The sequence below is a fragment of the Pseudomonas sp. TE21394 genome, assembly GCF_054057835.1.
Genome location: NZ_JBSRZR010000001.1, coordinates 893,823 through 915,813, shown reverse-complemented (window position 1 = coordinate 915,813; position 21,991 = coordinate 893,823). Strand labels below are relative to the sequence as shown.

The following is a 21,991-nucleotide window of genomic DNA, read 5'->3' as shown; positions in this document are numbered from 1 at the left end:
CCTCGCCATGACCGTGTCCACTGCAATTGCCCGTCTCAACGCTGCTGATCCGGATTTCGCCCGACATCTGGATCATCTGCTGAGCTGGGAAAGTGTGTCCGATGACGCGGTCAACCAACGCGTGCTCGACATCATCAAGGCTGTACGCGAGCGCGGTGATGCGGCGTTGGTGGAGTTCACCCAGCGTTTCGATGGTGTAGATGCCAAGTCGATCGATGACCTGATCCTCAAGCGTGACCGCCTGGAACTGGCACTGACCCGCATTACCCCGGCCCAGCGCGAAGCCCTGGAAAAGGCCGCCAACCGTGTGCGCCTGTACCACGAGCGGCAGAAGCAGGATTCCTGGCAGTACACCGAAGCCGACGGCACCGTGCTCGGGCAGAAGGTCACCCCGCTGGACCGCGCCGGCCTGTACGTGCCGGGCGGCAAGGCGTCGTACCCGTCGTCGGTGCTGATGAATGCCATCCCGGCCAAGGTTGCCGGTGTGGCCGAAGTGGTCATGGTGGTGCCTACCCCGCGTGGCGAGGTCAACGAGCTGGTGCTGGCGGCGGCCTGCATCGCCGGTGTCGACCGGGTGTTCACCGTCGGAGGCGCCCAGGCCGTCGCCGCGCTGGCGTACGGTACCGAAAGCGTGCCACAGGTGGACAAGATCGTCGGCCCGGGCAACATCTACGTCGCCACCGCCAAACGCCACGTGTTCGGCCAGGTGGGCATCGACATGATCGCCGGCCCGTCGGAAATCCTCGTGGTGTGCGACGGCCAGACCGACCCGGACTGGATCGCCATGGACCTGTTCTCCCAGGCCGAGCACGACGAAGATGCCCAGGCTATCCTGGTCAGCCCGGATGCCGCGTTCCTCGACCGTGTTGCCGCCAGCATCGACAAGTTGCTGCCGACCATGGAGCGTGCCGCGATCATCGAAAAATCGGTCAATGGCCGTGGTGCGTTGATCCAGGTGCGCGACATGCAACAGGCCATCGAAGTGGCCAACCGCATCGCACCGGAGCACCTGGAGCTGTCGGTAGCCGACCCGCAGGCCTGGTTACCGCACATCCGCCACGCCGGCGCGATCTTCATGGGCCGCCACACCAGCGAAGCGTTGGGCGATTACTGCGCCGGCCCCAACCACGTACTGCCCACTTCCGGTACCGCGCGGTTCTCTTCGCCATTGGGGGTATATGACTTCCAGAAGCGTTCGTCGATTATTTTCTGCTCCGAACAGGGCGCGTCCGAACTGGGCCACACGGCTTCGGTTCTGGCCCGTGGCGAGTCGCTGACCGCCCACGCCCGCAGCGCTGAATACCGTATCCTGACCCAAGAGAAGGGGAACTGAGCATGAGTCGATTCTGGAGCCCCTTCGTCAAGGACCTGGTGCCTTATGTACCGGGTGAGCAGCCCAAGCTGGCGCGTCTGGTCAAGCTGAACACCAACGAGAATCCCTATGGCCCGTCACCCAAGGCGCTGCAAGCCATGCATGGCGAGTTGAACGACAACCTGCGCCTGTACCCGGACCCGAACAGTGACCGGCTGAAGCAGGCGGTGGCCGAGTACTACGGCGTAACCCCGGCGCAGGTGTTCGTCGGCAACGGCTCGGACGAGGTGCTGGCGCACATCTTCCACGGCCTGTTCCAGCACGCCCGTGGTCCGTTGCTGTTCCCCGATGTCAGCTACAGCTTCTACCCGGTGTACTGCGGACTGTATGGCATTCCGTTCGAGCAGGTGGCGCTGGATGAGCAGTTCCAGATCCGCGTTGCCGACTACAACAGGCCCAACGCCGGGGTCATCTTCCCCAACCCTAACGCACCGACCGGTTGCCTGCTGCCGCTGCAGGCGATTGAACAGTTGCTGCAAGCCAACCGCGATTCGGTGGTGGTGGTGGACGAAGCCTACATCGACTTCGGCGGCGAGACCGCCATCAGCCTGGTGGACCGCTACGACAACCTGCTGGTGACCCAGACCCTGTCGAAGTCACGTTCGCTTGCTGGCCTGCGTGTTGGCCTGGCAGTCGGCCATCCGGACCTGATCGAGGCGCTGGAGCGGATCAAGAACAGCTTCAACTCCTACCCGCTTGATCGCATGGCAATCGTGGGCGCTGCAGCTGCCTTCGAGGACCGGGCCTACTTCGAAGCTACCCGCCGCAAAGTGATCGACAGCCGTGAAGCGCTGGTCGGACAACTGCTTGCCAAAGGCTTCGAAGTGTTGCCATCGGCCGCGAACTTCATCTTCGCCCGCCACCCTGGGCAGGATGCGGCCCAACTGGCGGCACGCCTGCGCGAGCAAGGCGTGATCGTGCGCCACTTCAAGCAGGAGCGGATCGCCCAGTTCCTGCGCATCACCATTGGCACGCCGGAAATGAACCAGGCGTTGATCGATGCGTTGAGCTGAGCCTGGTGTCCTGCAGGGCTGAGCCACTCGCCCCTGCAGGGCATACCCACAGCTGAGTACTCAATGCGTGCTGGCTGGCCGGGTGCGTACCGCTACCGGCGTCTCATCAAGTTCAAGCACATAGTCGTTGGCCTGGCGCATCCCCTCGGGATCGGTCCACTGCTGCAGGAAAGCCTGCACGTTGGCAACGACCTGGCCGTTTTTGTGAATGGTCACGGTCCCTTGCGAGTCGCTGTTCCACAACAACTTGCCTTCGCTTTCGATCGCCCGAGCCTTGCGCACGCCCGTAGCTCCCAACAGTGGCGTGCCATCGAGCATCCATTCCGGGCGCAGGTCGAGCCCCATGTGTCTGAGCACGGTCGGCGCCAGCGACACCTGCGCCGCATAGCCATACAAATTGTTCGGGCCCGGATTGTCCTCTGGAATGCTTGGCTGGTTCAGCTCTTCATTCAACGGTTTGTTGCTGGCGATGAAGACCGTCTTTTCCTGCTCGGTCACGCCGCCATGGCCACTGCCCTGCTCATCGCGACCGTGGTCGGTGCAGACGATTACCAGCCAGTCTTCTTGCGGATGCTCGTTGGCACGTTCCTCCACCTTGTCCAGCAATAGCCCCAGCCGCTGGTCAGCCTCGCGCAAGGCCAACTGATAGGCCGGTCCGAAACCGCCGGCGTGGCCGGCCTGATCGGGTTCATCGAGCTGGATGAAAGTGAAGTCGGCCGGGGTATTGCCGAGAATCTGCAGGGTTCGCGCGGTGACCTGTGCATCACTCAAACCGCTTTCGCGAACATTGTTGCCTTGCGCGTCCACCAGCAGAAAAGCGGTGTTGATCGGTGACCAGTTGATCACGCTGGCGAGGTAGGCATTCGGCAGTGCGTCACGGAGCCGCTTGAACAGGCTGGGGAAACCGGGGTTGATCCGCAAGGCTTCCGAGTTGGAGACAACCTGGTGCTTGTTGGCCCACACCCCCGACAGCAGGGTGACCCACCCCGGACCACTGACGGTGGCTTGCTCGCTGGCGCGGCCGGTTATACCGCCGGCATAGGCCTTGCCATAGAGCAGGCGTTTGCGCAGGTTGGTATCGTCACCCAGCTGTTCGTAGTGTTGAAGCTGGACGCCGTCCATGCCGATGACCAACGTCTTGGGTTGCGTTTGCAGCGGTTTGCCGTCGCAGCCATTGACCAGCAGTGCAGCCAGCAGCAGGGCGGTCCAGCGTATGGTTCTCCTGATCGACATAAGTCATGCCTTGATGAGGTCGGGATGAAGCGTTGCAACAACCCCGTGCGTTGGCAACTGGTAGAAATGCCAGTTGAATTGCTGGGCGGAAGGCTTTCCATTAAGCTCCCCCAATTCATCGGATGATTGGTTGAGTGAAATGAACAGCGAACTGACCAGGCGCTCACTGGTCGAGCTGGCCGTCGAGCGCATGCGCGAACGTATCCTCCAGGGCGACTGGCAAATCGGCCAACGTCTGCCCACCGAACCGGTGCTGGCCGTGGAGCTGGGCATCAGCCGTAATACCGTGCGTGAGGCCATGCGTGTGCTGGCATTCAGCGGCTTGGTGGAGATTCGCCAGGGCGATGGCAGTTACCTGCGCACGGCCCAGGATCCGCTGCAGGCCGTGCAGGCGATGTCACGCTGTTCACCTGAACATGCCCGTGAAACCCGGCACATTCTGGAAGCAGAGGCTATCGGCCTGGCTGCACTGCGGCGTACCGATGCCGACCTACAGGCGTTGCGTGATGCCCTGGCAGTCAGTGCCGGGCATTTTCATCGGGACATCGCTGCCTACGTGGCTTGCGACCTGGTCTTTCACCAACGGCTGGTGGACGCCGCCCACAACCCGGCCCTCAGCGAGCTGTATCGCTACTTTTCCGGCGTGGTAGCTGCCGCGCTGCAACACAACATGACGACTGTGCCGCGCTGCCAGGCCACGTTCGACCTGCATGGGCAGATCCTCGATGCCGTCGAGCAACGTGACGCAGAACGGGCCAAGCACCTGAGCCGTACCCTCATCGAATCCTGATCCGAGAACGCCATGGCTGAATCAATCACCCGCAAAACCCTATCCCCCGAACGGGAGCTCGATGAGCTGCTGATCGACGCCGAGGCTGACGATGAGCAAGTCCAGCGGCAACCCGTGCTGCTGCGGCGGCCCTGGCTGCTGTTGCTTGGCCTGGTGCTGGTGGCGCTGAACCTGCGCCCGGCGTTGTCGAGCATGGCGCCAGTGCTGGGCCAGGTGTCCCAAGGCCTGGGGCTTAACGCTTCGCAGGCCGGCTTGCTGACCACCTTGCCGGTGCTGTGCCTGGGCTTGTTCGCCCCGTTGGCGCCGCTACTGGCACGCCGCTTCGGCAGCGAACGGGTAATCCTTGGGATCCTGGTCACCCTGGCGCTGGGCATCGTGGTGCGCAGTAGCCTGGGCGTCGTCGGGGTGTTCCTCGGCAGCCTGATGGCCGGGGCCAGCATCGGCATCATCGGCGTGCTGTTGCCGGGTATAGTCAAGCGCGACTTCCCGCAGCACGCCGGCACCCTGACCGGCGTGTACACCATGGCGCTGTGCCTGGGCGCGGCCATGGCCGCGGGCGCCACGGTCCCGCTGGCGCAGCATTTCGACGGCAGTTGGGCGCTGGGCCTGGGCTTCTGGGCAGTGCCGGCCCTGCTGGCCATGCTGGTCTGGCTGCCCCAGGCACGCCAGGGGCATGGCATGCACAAGGTGTCCTATCGGGTGCGGGGGCTTTGGCGCGATCCGTTGGCGTGGCAGGTGACGTTGTACATGGGGCTGCAGTCGTCATTGGCCTACATCGTGTTTGGCTGGTTGCCGTCGATCCTGATTGGCCGTGGCCTGGGCCCGACCGAGGCGGGGCTGGTGCTGTCAGGGTCGGTGATCGTGCAGTTGGCCAGTTCGCTCAGTGCGCCGTGGCTGGCCACCCGCGGCAAGGACCAGCGGCTGGCCATCGTGCTGGTCATGCTGACCACGCTGGCTGGCTTGTTCGGTTGCCTGTACGCGCCGATTTCCGGGTTGTGGGGCTGGGCGGTACTGCTGGGCCTGGGGCAGGGCGGTACCTTCGCCCTCGCGCTGACCTTGATCGTGCTGCGTTCGAAAGACGCGCATGTGGCAGCCAACCTGTCGAGCATGGCCCAGGGCGTGGGCTACACCTTGGCGTCGATGGGGCCGTTTGCGGTCGGGCTGGTGCATGATCTGAGCGGGGGCTGGGCCGCCGTAGGCTGGATTTTTGCCGTGCTGGGGCTCGGCGCCATCGTATTCGGGCTGGGGGCTGGGCGGGCTTTGCATGTACGGGTGACCAGCGAGAGGGTTTGAAGGTGAACATGCCAGTACCGGCCTCTTCGTGGGTACTGGTATAAGCCTTTAGGGCAGATTATCGTGCTGCTTTCGACCCTAGGACGGACCAGCCCTCATGAGCGACGCCAACCGCGAACTCATCACCCGCTTCTACCAGGCCTTCCAGCGCCTTGACGCCGAGGCCATGGTGGCCTGCTACAGCACCGATATCGTCTTCAGCGACCCGGTATTCGGAACCTTGCGCGGCAAGGACGCGGGTGACATGTGGCGGATGCTCACCACCCGGGCGCAGGATTTCACCCTGACGTTCGACGGCGTGCGCGCTGATGAGCGCAGTGGTGGTGCACACTGGGTCGCCACCTACCTGTTCAGCCAGACCGGCCGCACCGTGGTCAACGATATCCAGGCGCGTTTCGTGATCCGCGATGGGCTGATCTGCCAGCATGACGACACCTTCGACCTGTGGCGCTGGTCGCGGCAGGCACTGGGTGTTCCAGGTCTACTGCTTGGCTGGTCGCCACTGGTACAGAACAAGGTACGCCAGCAAGCGTTCAAGGGCTTGCGGGCGTATCAGCATGCTCAGGGCAGCGCCACTGCCTGATCACTGTCGTGGTAGCTGAAGGTGGCACGCTCATTGGCCGTGTCCGGTAGCCGAATACGAATCACCGGAATGAAACTGCCATAAGTCTGGTGCCAGTCCTTTTGCTCGGCCTGAGCTTGCTGCAGCGCACCATACGCGCCCTCGATGTGGAAAAACGACTGGATCGGCAGGCGACTGGCGCTCGCCTCGTCCCAGGCGCCAATCACTACTTCGTTCCAGGGAAACGGCAGCTCGTGGGCGAACAATTGTTTGGCGCGCAGGCTTTGATGGAAGGCCTCAGCCCGTTCCGGCACCCGCGCGCGGCGGATGTCGAAGGCGCATTGGCGTTTATAATCCCCGCTCTGCCTGAAGCGCGCCATCCATTGCTCGGCGGTGAACACCCCCTGTTCATGGCAGGCTACCTCGGTTTCGGCTGTTTGCCGGTTATCGCCGCAGCCTCGAGTATCGCGTTCCCAGGTGTCGCCGTCCGTGGGCCAGGCGCACAGCATTTCGTAGCGTAGGGAGCCTTGCGGGCGTTGCAGAATCGGGTACAGGGTGAAGCCGCTACGGCCATCGGCAGCCAGCCGGGTCGTGGGGATATCGCTGCGCAGGTAGGAGAACGATACGCCGCCCTTGTCTTTGCTGTTCTGGCTATGATGCCAGGTGTGGTAGTGCGGTGACGGCTTGGTCGAGCGAAGCAGCACACCCGAACAGGCGTGGGCCGGTACGGCTTTGCCCTCGCACTGGGCTGGGGTGGCGTCGTAGTTGTTTTGCATCTGTCTGGCGGTTGCCGCGCCAGTCGATGCCTGTGTGGCGAATGCAGCCACAAGCAGTACAGCACCCAAGCCGATGTGGGGAAGCGAAACAAGCATGATGAAGCCCTCGATGAGTGGGCCCACCAAACTAATGATGAAAAGAGCAGGCGTCGTGAGTGAACAAGTGCCGGATCAGGCAATGAAACCCTGGTATGTCTACCTGGTACGGGCTGCCAACGGTTCGTTGTATTGCGGCGTCAGCGATGATCCGCAGCGGCGCTTTCTGGCGCACCAGAAAGGGCAGGGCGCACGTTATTTCAAGACCAGCCCGGCCCAGGCGCTGGTGTACATGGAGCAATGGCCGGACAAGGGCGAGGCGTTGCGCCAGGAACGGCTGGTGAAGCGACTGCGCAAGTCGGCCAAGGAGGCGTTGGTGGCCGCCTATGACAGCGCTTCGGCGCCCTAGGGCCGCTGCGCGGCAGCCCCTTGGAGCATCAGTCCTTGCGCCGCTTCAGCTGGTCCACCAGGGTGGTCGGCAGCCCCTTGATGATCAAGGTTCCGGCCGCTTCGTCATACTCCACCCTGTCCCCCAGCAGATGCGCCTCGAAGCTGATCGACAGCCCTTCAGCACGCCCGGTGAAGCGACGGAACTGGTTGAGGGTGCGTTTGTCCGCGGGAATTTCCGGTGACAGACCGTAATCCTTGTTACGGATGTGGTCGTAGAACGCCTTCGGTCGGTCCTCGTCGATCAGGCTGGACAGCTCTTCCAGGGTCACTGGCTCGCCCAGCTTGGTCTGGGTGGTGGCGTAGTCCACCAGGGTCTGGGTCTTTTCGCGAGCGGATTCCTCCGGCAGGTCTTCGCTCTCGACGAAGTCACTGAAGGCCTTGAGCAGGGTGCGGGTTTCGCCCGGGCCGTCGACACCTTCCTGGCAGCCGATGAAATCGCGGAAGTAGTCCGAGACCTTCTTGCCGTTCTTGCCCTTGATGAACGAGATGTACTGCCTGGAGTTCTGGTTGTTCTTCCATTCCGACAGGTTGATGCGCGCCGCCAGGTGTAACTGCCCCAGGTCAAGGTGGCGCGAAGGCGTCACATCGAGCTCGGCGTTCACTGCGACGCCTTCGCTATGGTGCAGCAGGGCGATCGCCAGGTACTCGGTCATGCCTTGCTGGTAATGGGCAAACAGAATGTGGCCGCCGGTGGACAGGTTGGACTCTTCCATCAGCTTCTGCAGGTGCTCCACGGCTACGCGGCTGAAGGCGGTGAAATCCTTTTCTTCGTCAAGGTACTGCTTCAGCCAGCCGCTCAGTGGGTAGGCGCCGGACTCACCGTGAAAGAAACCCCAGGCTTTGCCTTGCTTGGCGTTGTAGCTGTCATTCAGGTCGGCCATCAGGTTTTCGATGGCATCGGAGGCGGCCAGTTCGGAATCGCGGGCATGCAGCACGGCGGGGCTGCCATCAGGCTTTTTGTCGATCAGGTGAACGATGCAATGACGGATTGGCATGGAATTCTCGGCGGGCTGCAAAAGGTGCCAAGTTTACCCCAGACGCCAGGTGATGCAGTGGCCGGATGTTGGCAGAAATGCCGGTTGTTCGTTTTTTGTTCAAATTTCCGCGTTGGAGGCTAAAACCCCCGAAAAACCTGCATTTAATCGAAGGGCGCAGCGGATATTTATCCGTTCCTGTGGTAGCTTTGCGCGGTCTTGCGCCCAGCACGTGGCGCATTGCTGGCAACGTGCTGCCGTCGTGTCGAACCAAACGCCGATTTGCGTATCTACATACGCGATTGGCGCGGCCCTCCACTTTCAGGGGCTGGCCCGATAACGTCGTTAGCCCGCTGCATAACCATCGAATTTGATAGGGAAGGAACACCACCATGGCATTGACCAAAGACCAACTGATTGCCGACATCGCCGAATCGATCGCCGCGCCTAAAGCCACCGCCAAGAACGCTCTGGAGCAACTGGGCCAGATCGTTGCTGACCAGCTGGAAAACGGCGCTGAGATCACTCTGCCAGGCATCGGCAAGCTGAAAGTCACCGAGCGTCCTGCCCGCACCGGCCGCAACCCTTCGACTGGCGCCGCCATCGAAATCGCTGCCAAGAAAGTCGTCAAGTTCGTTCCGGCCAAAGTGCTGACCGACGCCATCAACAAGTAATTGTTGAAGCTTTGACGAAACCGCGCCCGGCTTGCCCGGGCGCGGTTTTTTCATGCCTGTTGTTTTCGCCGGGCGTGCCAGGCCTGGCGCGCTGCATCGTCGAAAAAGCTCCAGGCGACCATGCGGCTCTGTTTCTGCCCCTGGCCCATTTCGATGATACGCACGGCCTTGGCGCCTGCCTTTTTCAGCGCGGCCTCGATCCCAGGCAGGTTGCTGGCCTTGGACACAAGGCTGGTGAACCACAGCACGCGTTCTGCGTACTGCACGCTTTCGCCAACCAGTTGAGTGACGAAACGGATCTCGCCGCCCTCGCACCACAGTTCATTGTTCTGGCCACCGAAGTTGAGCACCGGCAGCTTGCGCTTGGGGTCCTGCTTGCCGAGGTTCTTCCACTTGCGCTGGCTGCCGCGGGTGGCTTCGTCGCGTGAGGCATGGAAGGGCGGGTTGCACAGGGTCAGGTCGAAGCGTTCGTCGTCCTGCAGCAGGCCGCTGAGGATGTGTGCACGGTTGGCCTGCTGGCGCAGGGTGATGGCCTTGTCCAGGCGGTTGGCCTGGACGATGGCCTTGGCCGAGGCCAGGGCCACCGGGTCGATGTCCGAACCCAGAAAGCGCCAGCGGTAGTCGCTGTGGCCGAGCAGCGGGTAGATGCAGTTGGCGCCGACGCCGATGTCCAGTGCGCGGACCTGCGCGCCTTTGGGAACCTCGCCGGCGTTATCGTCGGCCAGCAGGTCGGCGGCCACGTGGATATAGTCGGCACGGCCGGGGATTGGCGGGCACAGGTAGTCGGCAGGGATGTCCCAGTGCTGGATACCGTACTGGGCCTTGAGCAGGGCGCGGTTGAATACCCGCACGGCTTCGGGGTTGGCGAAGTCGATGCTGGGCTTGCCGTGGGGGTTGGTGATGGTAAAGCGCGCGAGGTCAGGGTGGGCCTTGATCAGGCTGGGGAAGTCGTAGCGGCCCTGGTGGCGGTTGCGCGGGTGCAGGGTGGGTTTGTCGGTCATGGTTGGGTCCGGTGTTGCTGGCCGGGGGCTGCTTTGCAGCCTTTCGCGACACAAGGCCGCTGCTACAGGATAGCGGCGCCTCTCAAACCGGCGCCATCCCCTGTAGGAGCGGCCTTGTGTCGCGAAAGGGCCGCATAGCGGCCCAACGGTTTAACAGATTGTCACAGCGCAGCGATCCGCGCGTGCTGCTCGGTGAAGTTGGCCAGGGCCTGTTCCGACTCGGCCAGCTTGGCCCGTTCCTTCTCTATCACCGCAGGCGGTGCCTTGTCGACGAAGGCAGCGTTGGACAGTTTGCCGCCGACACGCGCCACTTCGCCCTGCAAGCGCTGGATTTCCTTGTTCAGGCGCGCCAGCTCGGCATCCTTGTCGATCAGGCCGGCCATCGGTACCAGCACCTGCAGGTCACCGACCAGGGCGGTGGCCGACAGCGGTGCTTCGTCGGCCTCGCTCAGCACGGTGAACGACTCGACCTTGGCCAGCTTCTTCAACAGGGCTTCGTTTTCCTGCAGGCGACGCTGGTCGTCGGCGTTGGCGTTCTTCAGGAACAGCGGCAGCGGCTTGCCCGGGCCGATGTTCATCTCGGCGCGGATGTTGCGCAGGCCGACCATCAGCTCCTTGAGCCATTCGATATCGCCTTCGGCGGCCGGGTCGATGCGGCTTTCATTGGCCACCGGCCATGGCTGCAGCATGATGGTCTTGCCGCTGATGCCCGCCAGCGGCGCGATGCGCTGCCAGATTTCTTCGGTGATGAACGGCATGAACGGATGCGCCAGGCGCAGTGCCACTTCCAGCACGCGCACCAGGGTACGGCGGGTGCCACGGGCGCGCTCGACCGGCGCGTTCTCGTCCCACAATACCGGCTTGGACAGTTCCAGGTACCAGTCGCAGTACTGGTTCCAGATGAACTCGTACAGTGCCTGGCTGGCCAGGTCGAAGCGGAACTGTTCCAGTTGGCGGGTCACTTCGGCTTCGGTGCGCTGCAGCTGCGAGATGATCCAGCGGTCGGCCAGCGACAGCTCGACGGCTTCGCCGTTCTGGCCGCAGTCCTCGCCCTTGTCCAGCACGTAGCGGGCGGCGTTCCAGATCTTGTTGCAGAAGTTGCGGTAGCCTTCGACGCGGCCCATGTCGAACTTGATGTCGCGACCGGTGGAGGCCAGCGAGCAGAAGGTGAAGCGCAGGGCATCGGTGCCGTAACTGGCAATACCTTCCGGGAACTCGGCCTTGGTCTGCTTGGCGATCTTCTCGGCCAGCTTCGGCTGCATCATGCCGCTGGTGCGTTTTTCCAGCAGGGCGTCGAGGGTGATGCCGTCGACGATATCCAGCGGGTCCAGCACGTTGCCCTTGGACTTGGACATCTTCTGGCCCTGGCCGTCACGCACCAGGCCGTGCACGTACACGGTCTTGAACGGTACCTGCGGTGTGCCGTCCTCGTTCTTGATCAGGTGCATGGTCAGCATGATCATGCGCGCAACCCAGAAGAAGATGATATCGAAGCCGGTCACCAGCACATCGGTGGAGTGGAACTTCTTGAGGAATTCGGTCTGCTCCGGCCAGCCCAGGGTGGAGAAGGTCCACAGGCCCGAGCTGAACCAGGTGTCGAGCACGTCCTCGTCCTGGCGCAGGGCAATGTCGGCGCCCAGGTTGTGCTTGGCGCGCACTTCTTCCTCGTTGCGGCCGACATAGACCTGGCCGGCCTCGTCGTACCACGCCGGGATGCGGTGGCCCCACCACAGCTGACGGCTGATGCACCAGTCCTGGATGTCGCGCATCCAGGAGAAGTACATGTTCTCGTACTGCTTGGGCACGAACTGGATGCGGCCATCTTCCACGGCGGCGATGGCAGGTTCTGCCAGCGGCTTGGTGGAGACGTACCACTGGTCGGTCAGCCACGGCTCGATGACGGTGCCCGAACGGTCGCCTTTCGGCACCTTCAGCGCGTGGTCATCGATGCTCACCAGCAGGCCCTGGGCGTCCAGGTCGGCGACGATCTGTTTACGCGCGACGAAGCGGTCGAGGTTGGCATACTGGGCCGGCAGGCGGGTGTCGACCTGCTCGTTGACGCTACCGTCGAGGTTGAAGGCCTGGGCGCTGGCCAGCACGAAGGCGTTCTTGTCGAAGATATTCAGCAGCGGCAGGTTGTGGCGCTTGCCGACTTCGTAGTCGTTGAAATCGTGGGCCGGGGTGATCTTCACGCAGCCGGTACCGAACTCCGGGTCGCAATAATCGTCGGCGATGATCGGGATGCGACGGCCGACCAGCGGCAGCTCGACGAACTTGCCGATCAGGGCCTGGTAGCGCTCGTCGTTCGGGTTGACCGCCACGGCGGCGTCACCCAGCAGGGTTTCCGGACGGGTGGTGGCGACGACCAGGTAATCCTTGCCTTCGGCGGTCCTGGCGCCGTCGGCCAGCGGGTAGCGCAGGTTCCACAGGTGGCCCTTCTCGTCGTGGTTTTCCACTTCGAGGTCGGAGATGGCCGTGTGCAGCTTGGTGTCCCAGTTGACCAGGCGCTTGCCGCGGTAGATCAGGCCGTCCTCATGCAGGCGCACGAAGGCTTCCTTGACCGCTTCGGACAGCCCGTCGTCCATGGTGAAGCGCTCGCGGCTCCAGTCCACCGACGAGCCCAGGCGGCGGATCTGCCGGCTGATGTTGCCGCCGGACTGGTCCTTCCATTCCCAGACCTTTTCCAGGAACTTTTCGCGGCCCAGGTCATGCCGGTTCTGGCCCTTGGCCTCGAGCTGGCGCTCGACCAGCATCTGGGTAGCGATACCAGCGTGGTCGGTGCCGGGCTGCCACAGGGTGTCGCGACCTTGCATGCGACGGAAACGGATCAGGGCATCCATGATCGCGTTGTTGAAGCCGTGACCCATGTGCAGGCTGCCGGTCACGTTCGGTGGCGGGATCATGATGGTGTAGGACTCGCCTGCACCTTGTGGGGCGAAATAGTTCTCGGACTCCCAGGTGTTGTACCAGGAAGTTTCGATGGCGTGCGGCTGGTAGGTCTTATCCATGCGCGGCGGGACCCTGTGCATTTATTCGGGAAAGCCGGGAAGTATAACCAAGCTGGGGGGTTGAGGCGACAGCCGCTGGGGCTGGTTTGCAGCCCTGTCGCGACACAAGGCCGCCACTACAGGGATTGCATGTGCCTGTAGGGCGGCCTGGTGTCGCGACAGGGCTGCGAAATGCCCCGGGGATGTCACTCGGAACGCTTGATCAACCGCTCGATCCGCGCATCCAGCCGGCGTTTGATCTCGTTCTCGATATGCGGGGTGAAGTCGTTGATCACGTCCTGCATGATCATCTGCGCGGCCGCACGCAGCTCGCTTTCGAGGTGCAGCAGGGTGTCCTGGCGGCGGGTCTGCGGGTCGTCCGCGGCCTCGGGTTGGACCGCTTCGGCTAGCGCTGCGGTGTCGTCGGGTGCGGCTTCCAGCAGCAGGGGGATCTGCTCGACTGTCTCGGTCAGCAGTGGCGGTTGCAGGTCGGCGTCGCCAAGCAGCTGGCGGATCGACTCGAGGTCATCGAGCAGATGGGCGGAATCGGGTAGCGGGGAGGGTTTGTCCATCGTCGTCAAAGTCGCTGTAAGCGGTGGTCTTGCAGAGCATAGCCCTGTTCGCGGTAGAAACGGAATCGCTCACGTGCCGATTGGCGGACGCCAGGTTCCTCGACGACGATCTCGGCCACCCGCTCGAACTGGCCGACGAAACCCGGTACACCGGTGCCCAGGTTGATCAGCAGGTCGCGATGGTCGCCGGCGTCGTCGGCCAGGCCCAGGGCCACGCGCGCGTCGGCATGCAGCTCTGCCATGTCGTGGGGCACGAAGGCCTCGCCCTTGAAGCGCCACAAACGTTGGTCCAGCTGGTCACGCTGGTCGGCATCCTGGCAATGCAGGTAGACCCGGTGGCCAAGGCGCCAGGCCTTTTCACACAGCTTGCAGGCGAAATCCAGCCGCGCCGGCAGCGAATCGGTGGGCAGGATGTAGAAGTCGACTTTGCTCATGGTGGTATCGCCGGCCGATGGCGCGCAAGGCGCCATCGGCTGCCCGGCGTCAGGCGCCAGCGCGGTCCAGCAGGTACTGGGTCAGCAGCGGTACCGGGCGGCCGGTCGCGCCCTTGTCCTTGCCACCGCTGACCCAGGCAGTACCAGCGATGTCCAGGTGCGCCCAGTCGTAGGCCTTGGCGAAGCGCGACAGGAAGCAACCGGCGGTGATGGTGCCAGCTTTCGGCCCGCCGATGTTGCCCATGTCGGCGAACGGACTGTCCAGCTGCTCCTGGTACTCGTCGAACAGCGGCAACTGCCAGGCACGGTCGTCGGCCCGCTTGCCGGCGTCGAGCAACTGACCGACCAGGTCATCGTTGTTGCCCATCAGGCCGGAGGTGTGGCTACCCAGGGCAACGATGCAAGCGCCGGTGAGGGTGGCGATGTCGATCACCGCCTGCGGCTTGAAGCGTTCGGCGTAGGTCAGGGTGTCGCACAGCACCAGGCGGCCTTCGGCGTCGGTGTTGAGGATTTCCACAGTCTGGCCGCTCATGGTGGTGACGATGTCACCCGGACGGGTGGCGCCGCCGCTGGGCATGTTCTCGGCGCAGGCCAGCAGGCACACCAGGTTGATCGGCAGCTGCAGTTCGAGCACCGCACGCAGGGTGCCGAGCACGCTGGCGGCGCCGCACATGTCGTACTTCATTTCGTCCATGCCGGCACCGGGCTTGAGGCTGATGCCGCCGGTGTCGAAGGTGATGCCCTTGCCCACCAGCACGAACGGCTTGTCGGCCTTCCTGCCGCCCTGGTAGTTGAGCACGATCAGGCGAGGTGGCTGCTCGCTGCCCTGGCCGACGGCGTAGAACGCGCCCATGCCCAGGTCCTTGATCTTCTTCTCGTCCAGTACTTCGACCTTCAGCGCCTTGTGCGCCTTGCCCAGGTCCTTGGCCTGTTCGGCGAGGAAGCTTGGGTGGCACAGGTTCGGCGGCAGGTTGCCGAGGTCGCGGGTGAAGGCCATGCCGGTGGCGATGGCGCTGGCGTGCCTGACTGCGCGTTCGACGTCGGCCTGGCCGGCCTTGTCGGCGAGCAGGGTGACCTTTTTCAGGGCGCGCGGCTCGGCCTTCTGGCTCTTGAAGCGGTCGAACGCGTACTCGCCGTCGAGCAGGGTTTCAGCCAGCAGGCGGTACTTGCCGTAGTGGGCATCGCGGTTGCTGACTGCAATGTCATCCAGGGCCAGCACCGCATCGCTGCCGTTCAGGCCCTTGAGCACACCGGCGACGCTGCTGACCAGTTTGCGCCAGGCACGGTCGCCCAGGGCTTCGTCCTTGCCGCTGCCGACCAGCAGCACGCGTTCGGCCTTCAGGCCGGGAAGGGTCTGCAGCAGCAGGGTCTGGCCCGGCTTGCCGGCCAGGTCGCCACGCTTGAGCACGGCACTGATGGCACCTTCGCTGGCCTGGTCGATGGCCTTGGCCACGGCGCCGAGCTTGCGGTTTTCACCCACCGGAATGACCAGGGTGGCGGTTTTTACGGATGCAGCAGCTACGCTTTTTACAACCAGTTCCATGTCAGGATCCCCGAATGATCGATACGGTTGGCGCTGTGTGTTCCAGCGCTCTGGACGGGCCTGGCTGCGTCATCGCGCGCCAGCGGAAAAGCTGCCAGTTTGAGCCTGCGGCGAGTGTGCTGACAACCCCGTTGTATGCCTTCATGCGCGGCGAAGTGACAGGGGCGTTCAATCACAGGATAATGCGCGCACTTTACATGGAGGTTCGCCGTTGGCGAACCGGCATCGGTCTTGGATGTACTAAGTCATTGTCTGGCGCCATTGCTTGGCAGTCCGCCCTGACAACCCAGGAGTGTCTGGTTTGATCGTCTTTCGTTATCTGTCCCGCGAGGTCCTGGTGACCTTGAGCGCCGTCAGCGCCGTGCTGCTGGTGATCATCATGAGCGGGCGCTTCATCAAGTACCTGGCCCAGGCTGCCCAGGGCGTGCTCGACCCGAGCGTGCTGTTCCTGATCATGGGCTTCCGTCTGCCGGGGTTCCTGCAGCTGATTCTGCCTTTGGGCCTGTTCCTCGGCATTCTTCTGGCGTACGGGCGCCTGTATCTGGAAAGCGAGATGACCGTGCTCTCGGCCACTGGCATGAGCCAGCAGCGCCTGCTTGGCCTGACCATGGCACCGGCCGCCCTGGTCGCCCTGCTGGTGGCCTGGCTGAGCCTGAGCCTGGCGCCACTGGGTGTCGCCCAGGTGCAGCAGATCATCAGCCAGCAGGATGCCCTGACCGAATTCGATACCCTGGTGCCGGGCCGCTTCCAGACCCTGCGCGACGGCTCGCGGGTGACCTACACCGAAGAGCTGTCTGACGACCGTATCAACCTGGCCGGGGTGTTCATCTCCGAGAAGCGCTTCAACCAGGACAAGACCAAGGACCGCGCGCCGTCGGTGCTGGTCGCGGAAAGGGGCCACCAGGAAATCCAGGCCGACGGCAACCGTTACCTGGTGCTGGAAAACGGTTACCGTTACGACGGCAACCCGGGTCAGGCCGACTACCGCGCCATCAAGTACGATACCTACGGCGTGCTGCTGCCCAAACCGGAAGTCAGCGAGGAAGTGACCGAGCGCGAAGCCATTCCTACCTCCGAACTGATCGGCAAGAAGGGCCTGCGTGAGCGTGCCGAGCTGCAATGGCGGTTGTCGCTGCCCATCCTGGTGTTCGTCGTCACTCTGCTGGCGGTACCGTTGTCCCGGGTCAACCCGCGCCAGGGTCGCTTCCTCAAGCTGCTGCCGGCAATTCTTCTGTACATGGCCTATCTGACAATGCTGATTTCCGTACGCGGCGCCCTCGAGAAGGGCAAACTGCCAATCGCCCTGGGCATGTGGTGGGTCCACGGCCTGTTCCTGCTGATCGGCCTGGGCCTGATGTACTGGGAGCCGCTGCGCCTCAAGCGCGCCGCCCGCCGTGCGGGGGTGGCTCATGGCTAAGCTCGACCGTTATATCGGCCAGAGCGTGCTGCTGGCCATTCTTGCCGTGTTGGGGATCATCCTTGGCCTGGCCTCGCTGTTTGCCTTCATCGATGAGATGAGTGACCTGAGCGATACCTACACGGTGATGGAGGCAGGCAATTTCGTCCTGCTGACCGCGCCACGGCGTCTGTACGAGATGTTGCCGATGGCGGCCCTGATCGGCTGCCTGATCGGCCTGGGCAGCCTGGCCAGCAGCAGCGAGCTGACCATCATGCGTGCGGCCGGGGTGTCCATCGGCCGCATCGTCTGGGCAGTGATGAAGCCGATGCTGGTACTGATGCTGGTCGGCCTGCTGATCGGGGAATACGTGGCACCGGTAACCGAGAACAAGGCCCAGGCCGACCGTTCGCTGGCCCAGGGTGGCGGTGAGGCACAAAGCTCCAAGCGTGGCATGTGGCACCGCCAGGGTGAGGAGTACGTGCACATCAACGCCGTGCAGCCCAACGGCTTGCTGCTGGGGGTGACCCGCTACCGCTTCGACAGCGAGCGCAAGATCGTCACTTCGAGTTTCGCCCGCCGTGCCCAGTACCAGGACGACCACTGGATGCTGGCCGACGTGCGTACCACGTTCTTCCGTGGCGACCACACCGAAGTGGTGAACACACCGCAGGAGCGCTGGGACGTTTCGCTCACCCCGCAGTTGCTCAATACCGTGATCCTGGCGCCGGAGTCGCTGTCGATTACCGGCTTGTGGGATTACATCCACTACCTGTCCGACCAGGGCTTGAACAACGCCCGTTACTGGTTGGCGTTCTGGACCAAGGTACTGCAACCGATGGTGACCGCGGCGCTGGTGCTGATGGCGATCTCCTTCATCTTCGGCCCGCTGCGTTCGGTGACCCTTGGCCAGAGGGTGTTCACCGGTGTGCTGGTGGGCTTCGTGTTCCGCATCGCCCAGGACCTGCTGGGGCCATCGAGCCAGGTGTTCGGCTTCCCGCCGCTGTTGGCTGTGGTGATTCCGGCTGGCATCTGTGCGTTGGCAGGGATGTGGTTGTTGCGCCGGGCCGGTTGATGGTTCCAGCTGCACAAGAAAGCCGACCTCAGGGTCGGCTTTTTGATGGGCGTTTACCTGGACTGCTTCTGCTTCGGCACCCGCACCAGCTGGCTTTCTGAATAGATGTCATGCCAGCCGCGCTTACGCTTGTCGATCAATGCCCAGAAAAAACCCAGCCCCAGGCACAGCCACGAGGCGATCGACACCACGAAGCGCAACAGCGCCTGCCACAGGCTGATGGCGGTGCCGTCGGCATTCTGCACCCGCACCCCCCACACCTGCATGCCCAGCGTCTGCCCGCCGTGGGTCCAGAACTTGGCAAAAAAGCCGAACAGGGCAAACAGCAGTACCGTCGACAGCAGCGGGTCGCCATCCAGTGCGCCGGCCTCGGTCAACTCGCGCATGCGTGCTTCGCCGATGATCGCCATCTGGATCATCTTGTAGGCACCAGCGGTCACGATCAGCAGCGCCGTGCACAACAGAAAGTCGTAGAACATTGCTGCCAGGCGTCGGCCCATGCCGACTGGCGGAAAATCCCCATGGGGGACGAGCAGAGGCTTGGACATGCAAGGCGGCTCCAGAAAACGAAGCGGCTATTCTACGGGCAAAAAAAAGCCCCTGCACTTGGCAGGGGCTTTTTTCGAAGTCGGGTTCGGCTTAGCCGGCAACCTGAACCTTGTCAGCTTGCATGCCTTTCTGGCCCTGAACTGCTTCGAAGGTTACTTTCTGGCCTTCTTTCAGGCTCTTGAAGCCGTTGCCTTCGATAGCGCGGAAGTGCACGAACAGATCCGGACCGCTTTCTGGGGTGATGAAGCCGTAACCTTTTTCGTCATTGAACCACTTGACGGTACCGTTCTGACGCTCAGCCATTGTCTTATTTCCTATGAAGCTTGAATTTTGATGACAGTTTCTTTTGCAATAAATTGGCAGCAAAAGATTACTGGGCTGGGTTGCAGGAAAGTAAGAGACGTCAAACGGGTTGTAGCAGATTGCGGCTACTGGCCCAGGTCACGAACTGTTGCGACCCATGCAAACACAGTGCAGTGACTCTACGCCAACTCCCGAGCGAAAAACAAGCCCTTGGTCGTATGGAAAATCGACCGTCTGCCGTTAACCGACCGGTTTGTCGGAAACGGCATGGCGCCTGGCCTGGCGCCATGTTCAAAAGTTATTGAGCAGGTTCGAAAACGAATAAGTCGAACCTGCCCGCACGCTTCACAAAGCTGTTTCAACCCCGATAGTAACGTTGCGTCACGAAAGGCATTTTGCTGACTTTAAGGGCCACCTTCTTGCCACGCACCACGGCAAACAGCGCTGTGTCGATTGCCGCATGTTCACTCTCGATATAACCCATCGCCACAGGTGCGTTGAGCGAGGGGCCAAAACCACCACTGCAGACTTTACCGACCGGTTTGTCGTTGGCATCGACAATATCCGCGCCTTCGCGTACCGGCGTCCGCTCCTGCGGCAACAGGCCTACGCGTTTGCGCGCCACGCCGTCGCGCTGTTGGGCAAAGATGGCCTCGGCGCCGGGAAAGCCGCCGGCTCGCGCGCCATCGGCACGGCGTACCTTGGAGATGGCCCACAGCAGGCTGGCTTCGACCGGGGTGGTTTCGCTGTTCATGTCGTGGCCGTACAGGCACAAGCCAGCTTCCAGGCGCAACGAGTCGCGCGCGCCGAGGCCGATCGGCTGCACTTCCGGCTCGGCCAGCAGGCGGCGGGCCAAGGCTTCGGCGGCCTGTACCGGTACCGAAATCTCGTAGCCGTCTTCGCCGGTGTAACCCGAGCGGCTGACGTAGCAGTCTTCACCCAGCAGTTTCACCGGACGGAATTGCATGAAGGTCATGCTCGCCACTTCCGGGGCCAGGCGCGCCAGCACCTCGACTGCCGCCGGGCCTTGCAGGGCCAGCAGGGCGCGCCGCTCGAACAGCGCTTGCACCTCGCAGCGGCTGCCGATATGCGCTTGCAGGTGGGCCAGGTCCTGGTCCTTGCAGGCCGCATTAACGACCAGGAACAGCGTGTCGTCGCCCAGGTTGGCAACCATCAGGTCGTCGAGGATGCCGCCTTGCTCATTGGTGAACATGGCATAGCGCTGCATGCCCACCGGCAGGTCGATGATGTCGACCGGCACCAGGCTTTCCAGGGCCTTGGCGGCGTCGCTGCCGCGCAGGGTGATCTGGCCCATGTGCGAGACATCGAACAGGCCGGCCTGCTCGCGGGTGTGCAGGTGTTCCTTGAGCACGCCCAGCGGGTACTGCACCGGCATGTCGTAGCCGGCGAACGGCACCATGCGCGCACCCAGTTCCAGGTGCAGGGCGTGCAGCGGGGTCTTGAGCAGTGTTTCGGACATCGGTGACTCCTTGTTGTAGTTGTCGGGTCAACATTCGATGATGTTGACGGCCAGGCCGCCACGGGCGGTCTCTTTGTATTTGCTTTTCATGTCGGCGCCGGTCTGGCGCATGGTGCGGATCACCTTGTCGAGCGACACGTAATGCTGCCCGTCGCCGCGCAGGGCCATGCGCACCGCGTTGATTGCCTTCACCGAGCCCATCGCATTGCGTTCGATGCACGGCACCTGGACCAGCCCGCCAATCGGGTCGCAGGTCAGGCCCAGGTTGTGTTCCATGCCGATTTCGGCGGCGTTTTCCACCTGTTGCACACTGCCGCCCATCACTTCGCACAGCGCCCCGGCGGCCATCGAGCAGGCCACGCCGACCTCGCCCTGGCAACCCACTTCGGCGCCGGAGATGGAGGCGTTTTCCTTGTACAGAATGCCGATGGCCGCAGCGGTGAGCAGGAAGCGCACCACGCCGTCTTCGCTGGCGCCAGGCACAAAGCGCATGTAGTAGTGCAGCACCGCCGGCACGATGCCTGCCGCGCCATTGGTAGGCGCGGTGACCACGCGGCCGCCGTTGGCGTTTTCCTCGTTCACGGCCAGGGCGTAGAGGTTGACCCAGTCGAGTACTGACAGGGCATCGCGCAGGCTGGCTTCCGGATGGCTGCTCAGCTGCCGGTACAGCGCCGGTGCCCGGCGCTTGACCTTCAGCCCGCCCGGGAGGATGCCTTCATGCCGGCAGCCGGCGTCAACGCAACCCTGCATCACCTGCCAGATGCGCAACAGGCCGGCACGGGTTTCTGCCTCCGGGCGCCAGGCTGCCTCGTTGGCCAGCATCACCTGGCTTATCGACAGGTTTTGCGCAGTGCAATGGCCGAGCAGCTCCCTGGCGGTCTTGAACGGGTAGGGCAGTGGCGTACTGTCTTCGACGATGCGGTCGTGGCCGGCAGCATCCTCGTCGACCACGAAACCACCGCCCACCGAGTAGTACTCGCGGCTGCGGATCTGCAGGCCGGCCTCGTCGAAGGCGCGGAAGATCATGCCGTTGGGGTGGTAGTCCAGTGGTTTGCGGATCATCGCCAGGTGCTGCTTTTCGATGAACGCAATGCTGTGCTCGCCGAGCAGGCTGATGTGGCCGCTGTCGCGGATCGCCTGCAGGCGGGCGGGGATGGTGTCGGTATCGACGCTGTCGGGATGTTCGCCTTCAAGGCCCAGCAGCACGGCCTTGTCGCTGCCGTGGCCCTTGCCGGTGGCGCCGAGCGAGCCATACAGCTCGGCCTTGACGCTGGCGGTACGGGCAAGCAGGCCATCACGGCGCAGCCCCTCGGCGAACCGCGCAGCGGCGCGCATCGGGCCGACCGTGTGGGAGCTGGAGGGGCCGATGCCGATCTTGAACAGGTCAAAGACGCTGAGTGACATGCTGGTTCCTCCTGAAGATGCCGGGGCCGCTTTGCGGCCCTATCGCGACACGAGGCCGCACCTACAGGGCCAGC

Annotated in this window: 21 protein-coding genes; 9 read left to right on the top strand and 12 right to left on the bottom strand. The window is 63.2% G+C overall.

The features are described 5' to 3' along the window. Positions 1-7: 7 nt before the first annotated feature. Both hisD and hisC read left to right on the top strand, forming a co-directional pair. Positions 8-1,333, top strand: coding sequence for a histidinol dehydrogenase (gene hisD / locus ACVWZT_RS04185; protein ID WP_296231100.1), 1,326 nt, complete (start codon positions 8-10; stop codon positions 1,331-1,333). Between the two features lie 2 nt (positions 1,334-1,335). Further along, the gene (hisC, locus tag ACVWZT_RS04180; protein ID WP_296231099.1) at positions 1,336-2,385 is read left to right on the top strand and encodes a histidinol-phosphate transaminase; all 1,050 of its coding nucleotides are present in this window, start codon (positions 1,336-1,338) and stop codon (positions 2,383-2,385) included. 60 nt (positions 2,386-2,445) lie between these two features. Here the strand turns inward: hisC and ACVWZT_RS04175 are convergent, their stop codons facing one another. Then, positions 2,446-3,600 carry an alkaline phosphatase family protein gene (locus ACVWZT_RS04175; RefSeq protein WP_457472015.1) on the bottom strand — a complete coding sequence of 385 codons (1,155 nt, stop codon included), beginning with the start codon at positions 3,598-3,600 and terminating at the stop codon, positions 2,446-2,448. Between the two features lie 157 nt (positions 3,601-3,757). Between ACVWZT_RS04175 and ACVWZT_RS04170 the strand changes: the two genes are divergently transcribed. The 3 genes from ACVWZT_RS04170 to ACVWZT_RS04160 all read left to right on the top strand — a co-directional run bounded on the left by ACVWZT_RS04170 (position 3,758) and on the right by ACVWZT_RS04160 (position 6,284). Continuing rightward, complete coding sequence (locus tag ACVWZT_RS04170; protein ID WP_457468299.1) at positions 3,758-4,408, top strand: FadR/GntR family transcriptional regulator; 651 nt, start codon at positions 3,758-3,760, stop codon at positions 4,406-4,408. 12 nt (positions 4,409-4,420) lie between these two features. Beyond that, entirely contained in the window at positions 4,421-5,701 is a 1,281-nt protein-coding gene (locus tag ACVWZT_RS04165) for a CynX/NimT family MFS transporter (RefSeq protein WP_457468298.1), read from the top strand. Positions 5,702-5,798: 97 nt separating this feature from the next. Next, positions 5,799-6,284 (top strand): nuclear transport factor 2 family protein, encoded by a 486-nt coding sequence (locus ACVWZT_RS04160; protein ID WP_457468297.1) that lies wholly within the window; start codon positions 5,799-5,801, stop codon positions 6,282-6,284. Here ACVWZT_RS04160 and ACVWZT_RS04155 read toward each other — a convergent pair. Continuing rightward, on the bottom strand, positions 6,263-7,039 hold the full coding sequence (locus tag ACVWZT_RS04155) for a hypothetical protein (RefSeq protein ID WP_457468296.1): 777 nt from the start codon (positions 7,037-7,039) through the stop codon (positions 6,263-6,265). The two genes, ACVWZT_RS04160 and ACVWZT_RS04155, sit on opposite strands and share 22 nt — an antisense overlap. 178 nt (positions 7,040-7,217) lie before the next feature. Between ACVWZT_RS04155 and ACVWZT_RS04150 the strand changes: the two genes are divergently transcribed. Beyond that, positions 7,218-7,484 (top strand): GIY-YIG nuclease family protein, encoded by a 267-nt coding sequence (locus tag ACVWZT_RS04150; RefSeq protein WP_296231121.1) that lies wholly within the window; start codon positions 7,218-7,220, stop codon positions 7,482-7,484. Positions 7,485-7,512: 28 nt separating this feature from the next. Here ACVWZT_RS04150 and yejK read toward each other — a convergent pair whose 3' ends face one another. Next, positions 7,513-8,520, bottom strand: coding sequence for a nucleoid-associated protein YejK (gene yejK, locus ACVWZT_RS04145; RefSeq protein WP_296231093.1), 1,008 nt, complete (start codon positions 8,518-8,520; stop codon positions 7,513-7,515). A 371-nt stretch (positions 8,521-8,891) separates the two neighbouring features. Here yejK and ACVWZT_RS04140 point away from each other — a divergent pair, with 371 nt between their 5' ends. Continuing rightward, the gene (locus ACVWZT_RS04140) at positions 8,892-9,173 is read left to right on the top strand and encodes an HU family DNA-binding protein (protein ID WP_112250800.1); all 282 of its coding nucleotides are present in this window, start codon (positions 8,892-8,894) and stop codon (positions 9,171-9,173) included. 50 nt (positions 9,174-9,223) lie between these two features. Here the strand turns inward: ACVWZT_RS04140 and rlmF are convergent, their stop codons facing one another. From rlmF to ACVWZT_RS04115, 5 genes are all read right to left on the bottom strand, one after another. After that, the gene (gene rlmF / locus ACVWZT_RS04135; RefSeq protein WP_457468294.1) at positions 9,224-10,174 is read right to left on the bottom strand and encodes a 23S rRNA (adenine(1618)-N(6))-methyltransferase RlmF; all 951 of its coding nucleotides are present in this window, start codon (positions 10,172-10,174) and stop codon (positions 9,224-9,226) included. Positions 10,175-10,335: 161 nt separating this feature from the next. Beyond that, positions 10,336-13,182 (bottom strand): valine--tRNA ligase, encoded by a 2,847-nt coding sequence (locus tag ACVWZT_RS04130; RefSeq protein WP_457468292.1) that lies wholly within the window; start codon positions 13,180-13,182, stop codon positions 10,336-10,338. 185 nt (positions 13,183-13,367) lie between these two features. Beyond that, positions 13,368-13,733: a DNA polymerase III subunit chi gene (locus ACVWZT_RS04125; protein WP_457468290.1), complete on the bottom strand. Its 366-nt coding sequence runs from the start codon at positions 13,731-13,733 to the stop codon at positions 13,368-13,370. A 5-nt stretch (positions 13,734-13,738) separates the two neighbouring features. Then, positions 13,739-14,167: a DNA polymerase III subunit chi gene (locus ACVWZT_RS04120; RefSeq protein ID WP_296231070.1), complete on the bottom strand. Its 429-nt coding sequence runs from the start codon at positions 14,165-14,167 to the stop codon at positions 13,739-13,741. Between the two features lie 49 nt (positions 14,168-14,216). Then, positions 14,217-15,710 carry a leucyl aminopeptidase gene (locus ACVWZT_RS04115; RefSeq protein ID WP_457468289.1) on the bottom strand — a complete coding sequence of 498 codons (1,494 nt, stop codon included), beginning with the start codon at positions 15,708-15,710 and terminating at the stop codon, positions 14,217-14,219. A gap of 301 nt (positions 15,711-16,011) precedes the next feature. On the opposite strand from ACVWZT_RS04115, the gene lptF reads away from it, so the two are divergent. Further along, on the top strand, positions 16,012-17,127 hold the full coding sequence (gene lptF, locus ACVWZT_RS04110; protein WP_296231066.1) for an LPS export ABC transporter permease LptF: 1,116 nt from the start codon (positions 16,012-16,014) through the stop codon (positions 17,125-17,127). Next, positions 17,120-18,181, top strand: a complete 1,062-nt coding sequence (lptG, locus tag ACVWZT_RS04105; RefSeq protein WP_457468286.1) for an LPS export ABC transporter permease LptG — start codon at positions 17,120-17,122, stop codon at positions 18,179-18,181. The genes lptF and lptG overlap by 8 nt, the downstream gene beginning before the upstream one ends. Positions 18,182-18,234: 53 nt before the next feature. Here the strand turns inward: lptG and ACVWZT_RS04100 are convergent, their stop codons facing one another. The 4 genes from ACVWZT_RS04100 to ACVWZT_RS04085 form a co-directional block, all read right to left on the bottom strand. Continuing rightward, positions 18,235-18,729: an RDD family protein gene (locus ACVWZT_RS04100; protein ID WP_296231063.1), complete on the bottom strand. Its 495-nt coding sequence runs from the start codon at positions 18,727-18,729 to the stop codon at positions 18,235-18,237. Positions 18,730-18,820: 91 nt separating this feature from the next. Then, positions 18,821-19,033, bottom strand: coding sequence for a cold-shock protein (locus tag ACVWZT_RS04095; protein ID WP_003257941.1), 213 nt, complete (start codon positions 19,031-19,033; stop codon positions 18,821-18,823). A gap of 358 nt (positions 19,034-19,391) precedes the next feature. Further along, complete coding sequence (gcvT, locus tag ACVWZT_RS04090) at positions 19,392-20,513, bottom strand: glycine cleavage system aminomethyltransferase GcvT (RefSeq protein WP_457468284.1); 1,122 nt, start codon at positions 20,511-20,513, stop codon at positions 19,392-19,394. 27 nt (positions 20,514-20,540) lie between these two features. Further along, the gene (locus ACVWZT_RS04085) at positions 20,541-21,917 is read right to left on the bottom strand and encodes an L-serine ammonia-lyase (RefSeq protein ID WP_296231059.1); all 1,377 of its coding nucleotides are present in this window, start codon (positions 21,915-21,917) and stop codon (positions 20,541-20,543) included. Positions 21,918-21,991 lie beyond the last annotated feature (74 nt).

Coding starts and splice junctions, on each gene's coding strand:
- ACVWZT_RS04120 (WP_296231070.1), bottom strand. CDS start 14,167: ATGAGCAAAGTCGACTTCTACATCCTGCCCACCGATTCGCTGCCGGCG.
- ACVWZT_RS04170 (WP_457468299.1), top strand. CDS start 3,758: ATGAACAGCGAACTGACCAGGCGCTCACTGGTCGAGCTGGCCGTCGAG.
- ACVWZT_RS04100 (WP_296231063.1), bottom strand. CDS start 18,729: ATGTCCAAGCCTCTGCTCGTCCCCCATGGGGATTTTCCGCCAGTCGGC.
- yejK (WP_296231093.1), bottom strand. CDS start 8,520: ATGCCAATCCGTCATTGCATCGTTCACCTGATCGACAAAAAGCCTGAT.
- hisC (WP_296231099.1), top strand. CDS start 1,336: ATGAGTCGATTCTGGAGCCCCTTCGTCAAGGACCTGGTGCCTTATGTA.
- hisD (WP_296231100.1), top strand. CDS start 8: ATGACCGTGTCCACTGCAATTGCCCGTCTCAACGCTGCTGATCCGGAT.
- ACVWZT_RS04160 (WP_457468297.1), top strand. CDS start 5,799: ATGAGCGACGCCAACCGCGAACTCATCACCCGCTTCTACCAGGCCTTC.
- ACVWZT_RS04155 (WP_457468296.1), bottom strand. CDS start 7,039: ATGCAAAACAACTACGACGCCACCCCAGCCCAGTGCGAGGGCAAAGCC.
- rlmF (WP_457468294.1), bottom strand. CDS start 10,174: ATGACCGACAAACCCACCCTGCACCCGCGCAACCGCCACCAGGGCCGC.
- ACVWZT_RS04115 (WP_457468289.1), bottom strand. CDS start 15,710: ATGGAACTGGTTGTAAAAAGCGTAGCTGCTGCATCCGTAAAAACCGCC.
- gcvT (WP_457468284.1), bottom strand. CDS start 20,513: ATGTCCGAAACACTGCTCAAGACCCCGCTGCACGCCCTGCACCTGGAA.
- ACVWZT_RS04085 (WP_296231059.1), bottom strand. CDS start 21,917: ATGTCACTCAGCGTCTTTGACCTGTTCAAGATCGGCATCGGCCCCTCC.
- ACVWZT_RS04165 (WP_457468298.1), top strand. CDS start 4,421: ATGGCTGAATCAATCACCCGCAAAACCCTATCCCCCGAACGGGAGCTC.
- ACVWZT_RS04130 (WP_457468292.1), bottom strand. CDS start 13,182: ATGGATAAGACCTACCAGCCGCACGCCATCGAAACTTCCTGGTACAAC.
- lptG (WP_457468286.1), top strand. CDS start 17,120: ATGGCTAAGCTCGACCGTTATATCGGCCAGAGCGTGCTGCTGGCCATT.
- ACVWZT_RS04125 (WP_457468290.1), bottom strand. CDS start 13,733: ATGGACAAACCCTCCCCGCTACCCGATTCCGCCCATCTGCTCGATGAC.
- ACVWZT_RS04150 (WP_296231121.1), top strand. CDS start 7,218: ATGAAACCCTGGTATGTCTACCTGGTACGGGCTGCCAACGGTTCGTTG.
- ACVWZT_RS04095 (WP_003257941.1), bottom strand. CDS start 19,033: ATGGCTGAGCGTCAGAACGGTACCGTCAAGTGGTTCAATGACGAAAAA.
- ACVWZT_RS04140 (WP_112250800.1), top strand. CDS start 8,892: ATGGCATTGACCAAAGACCAACTGATTGCCGACATCGCCGAATCGATC.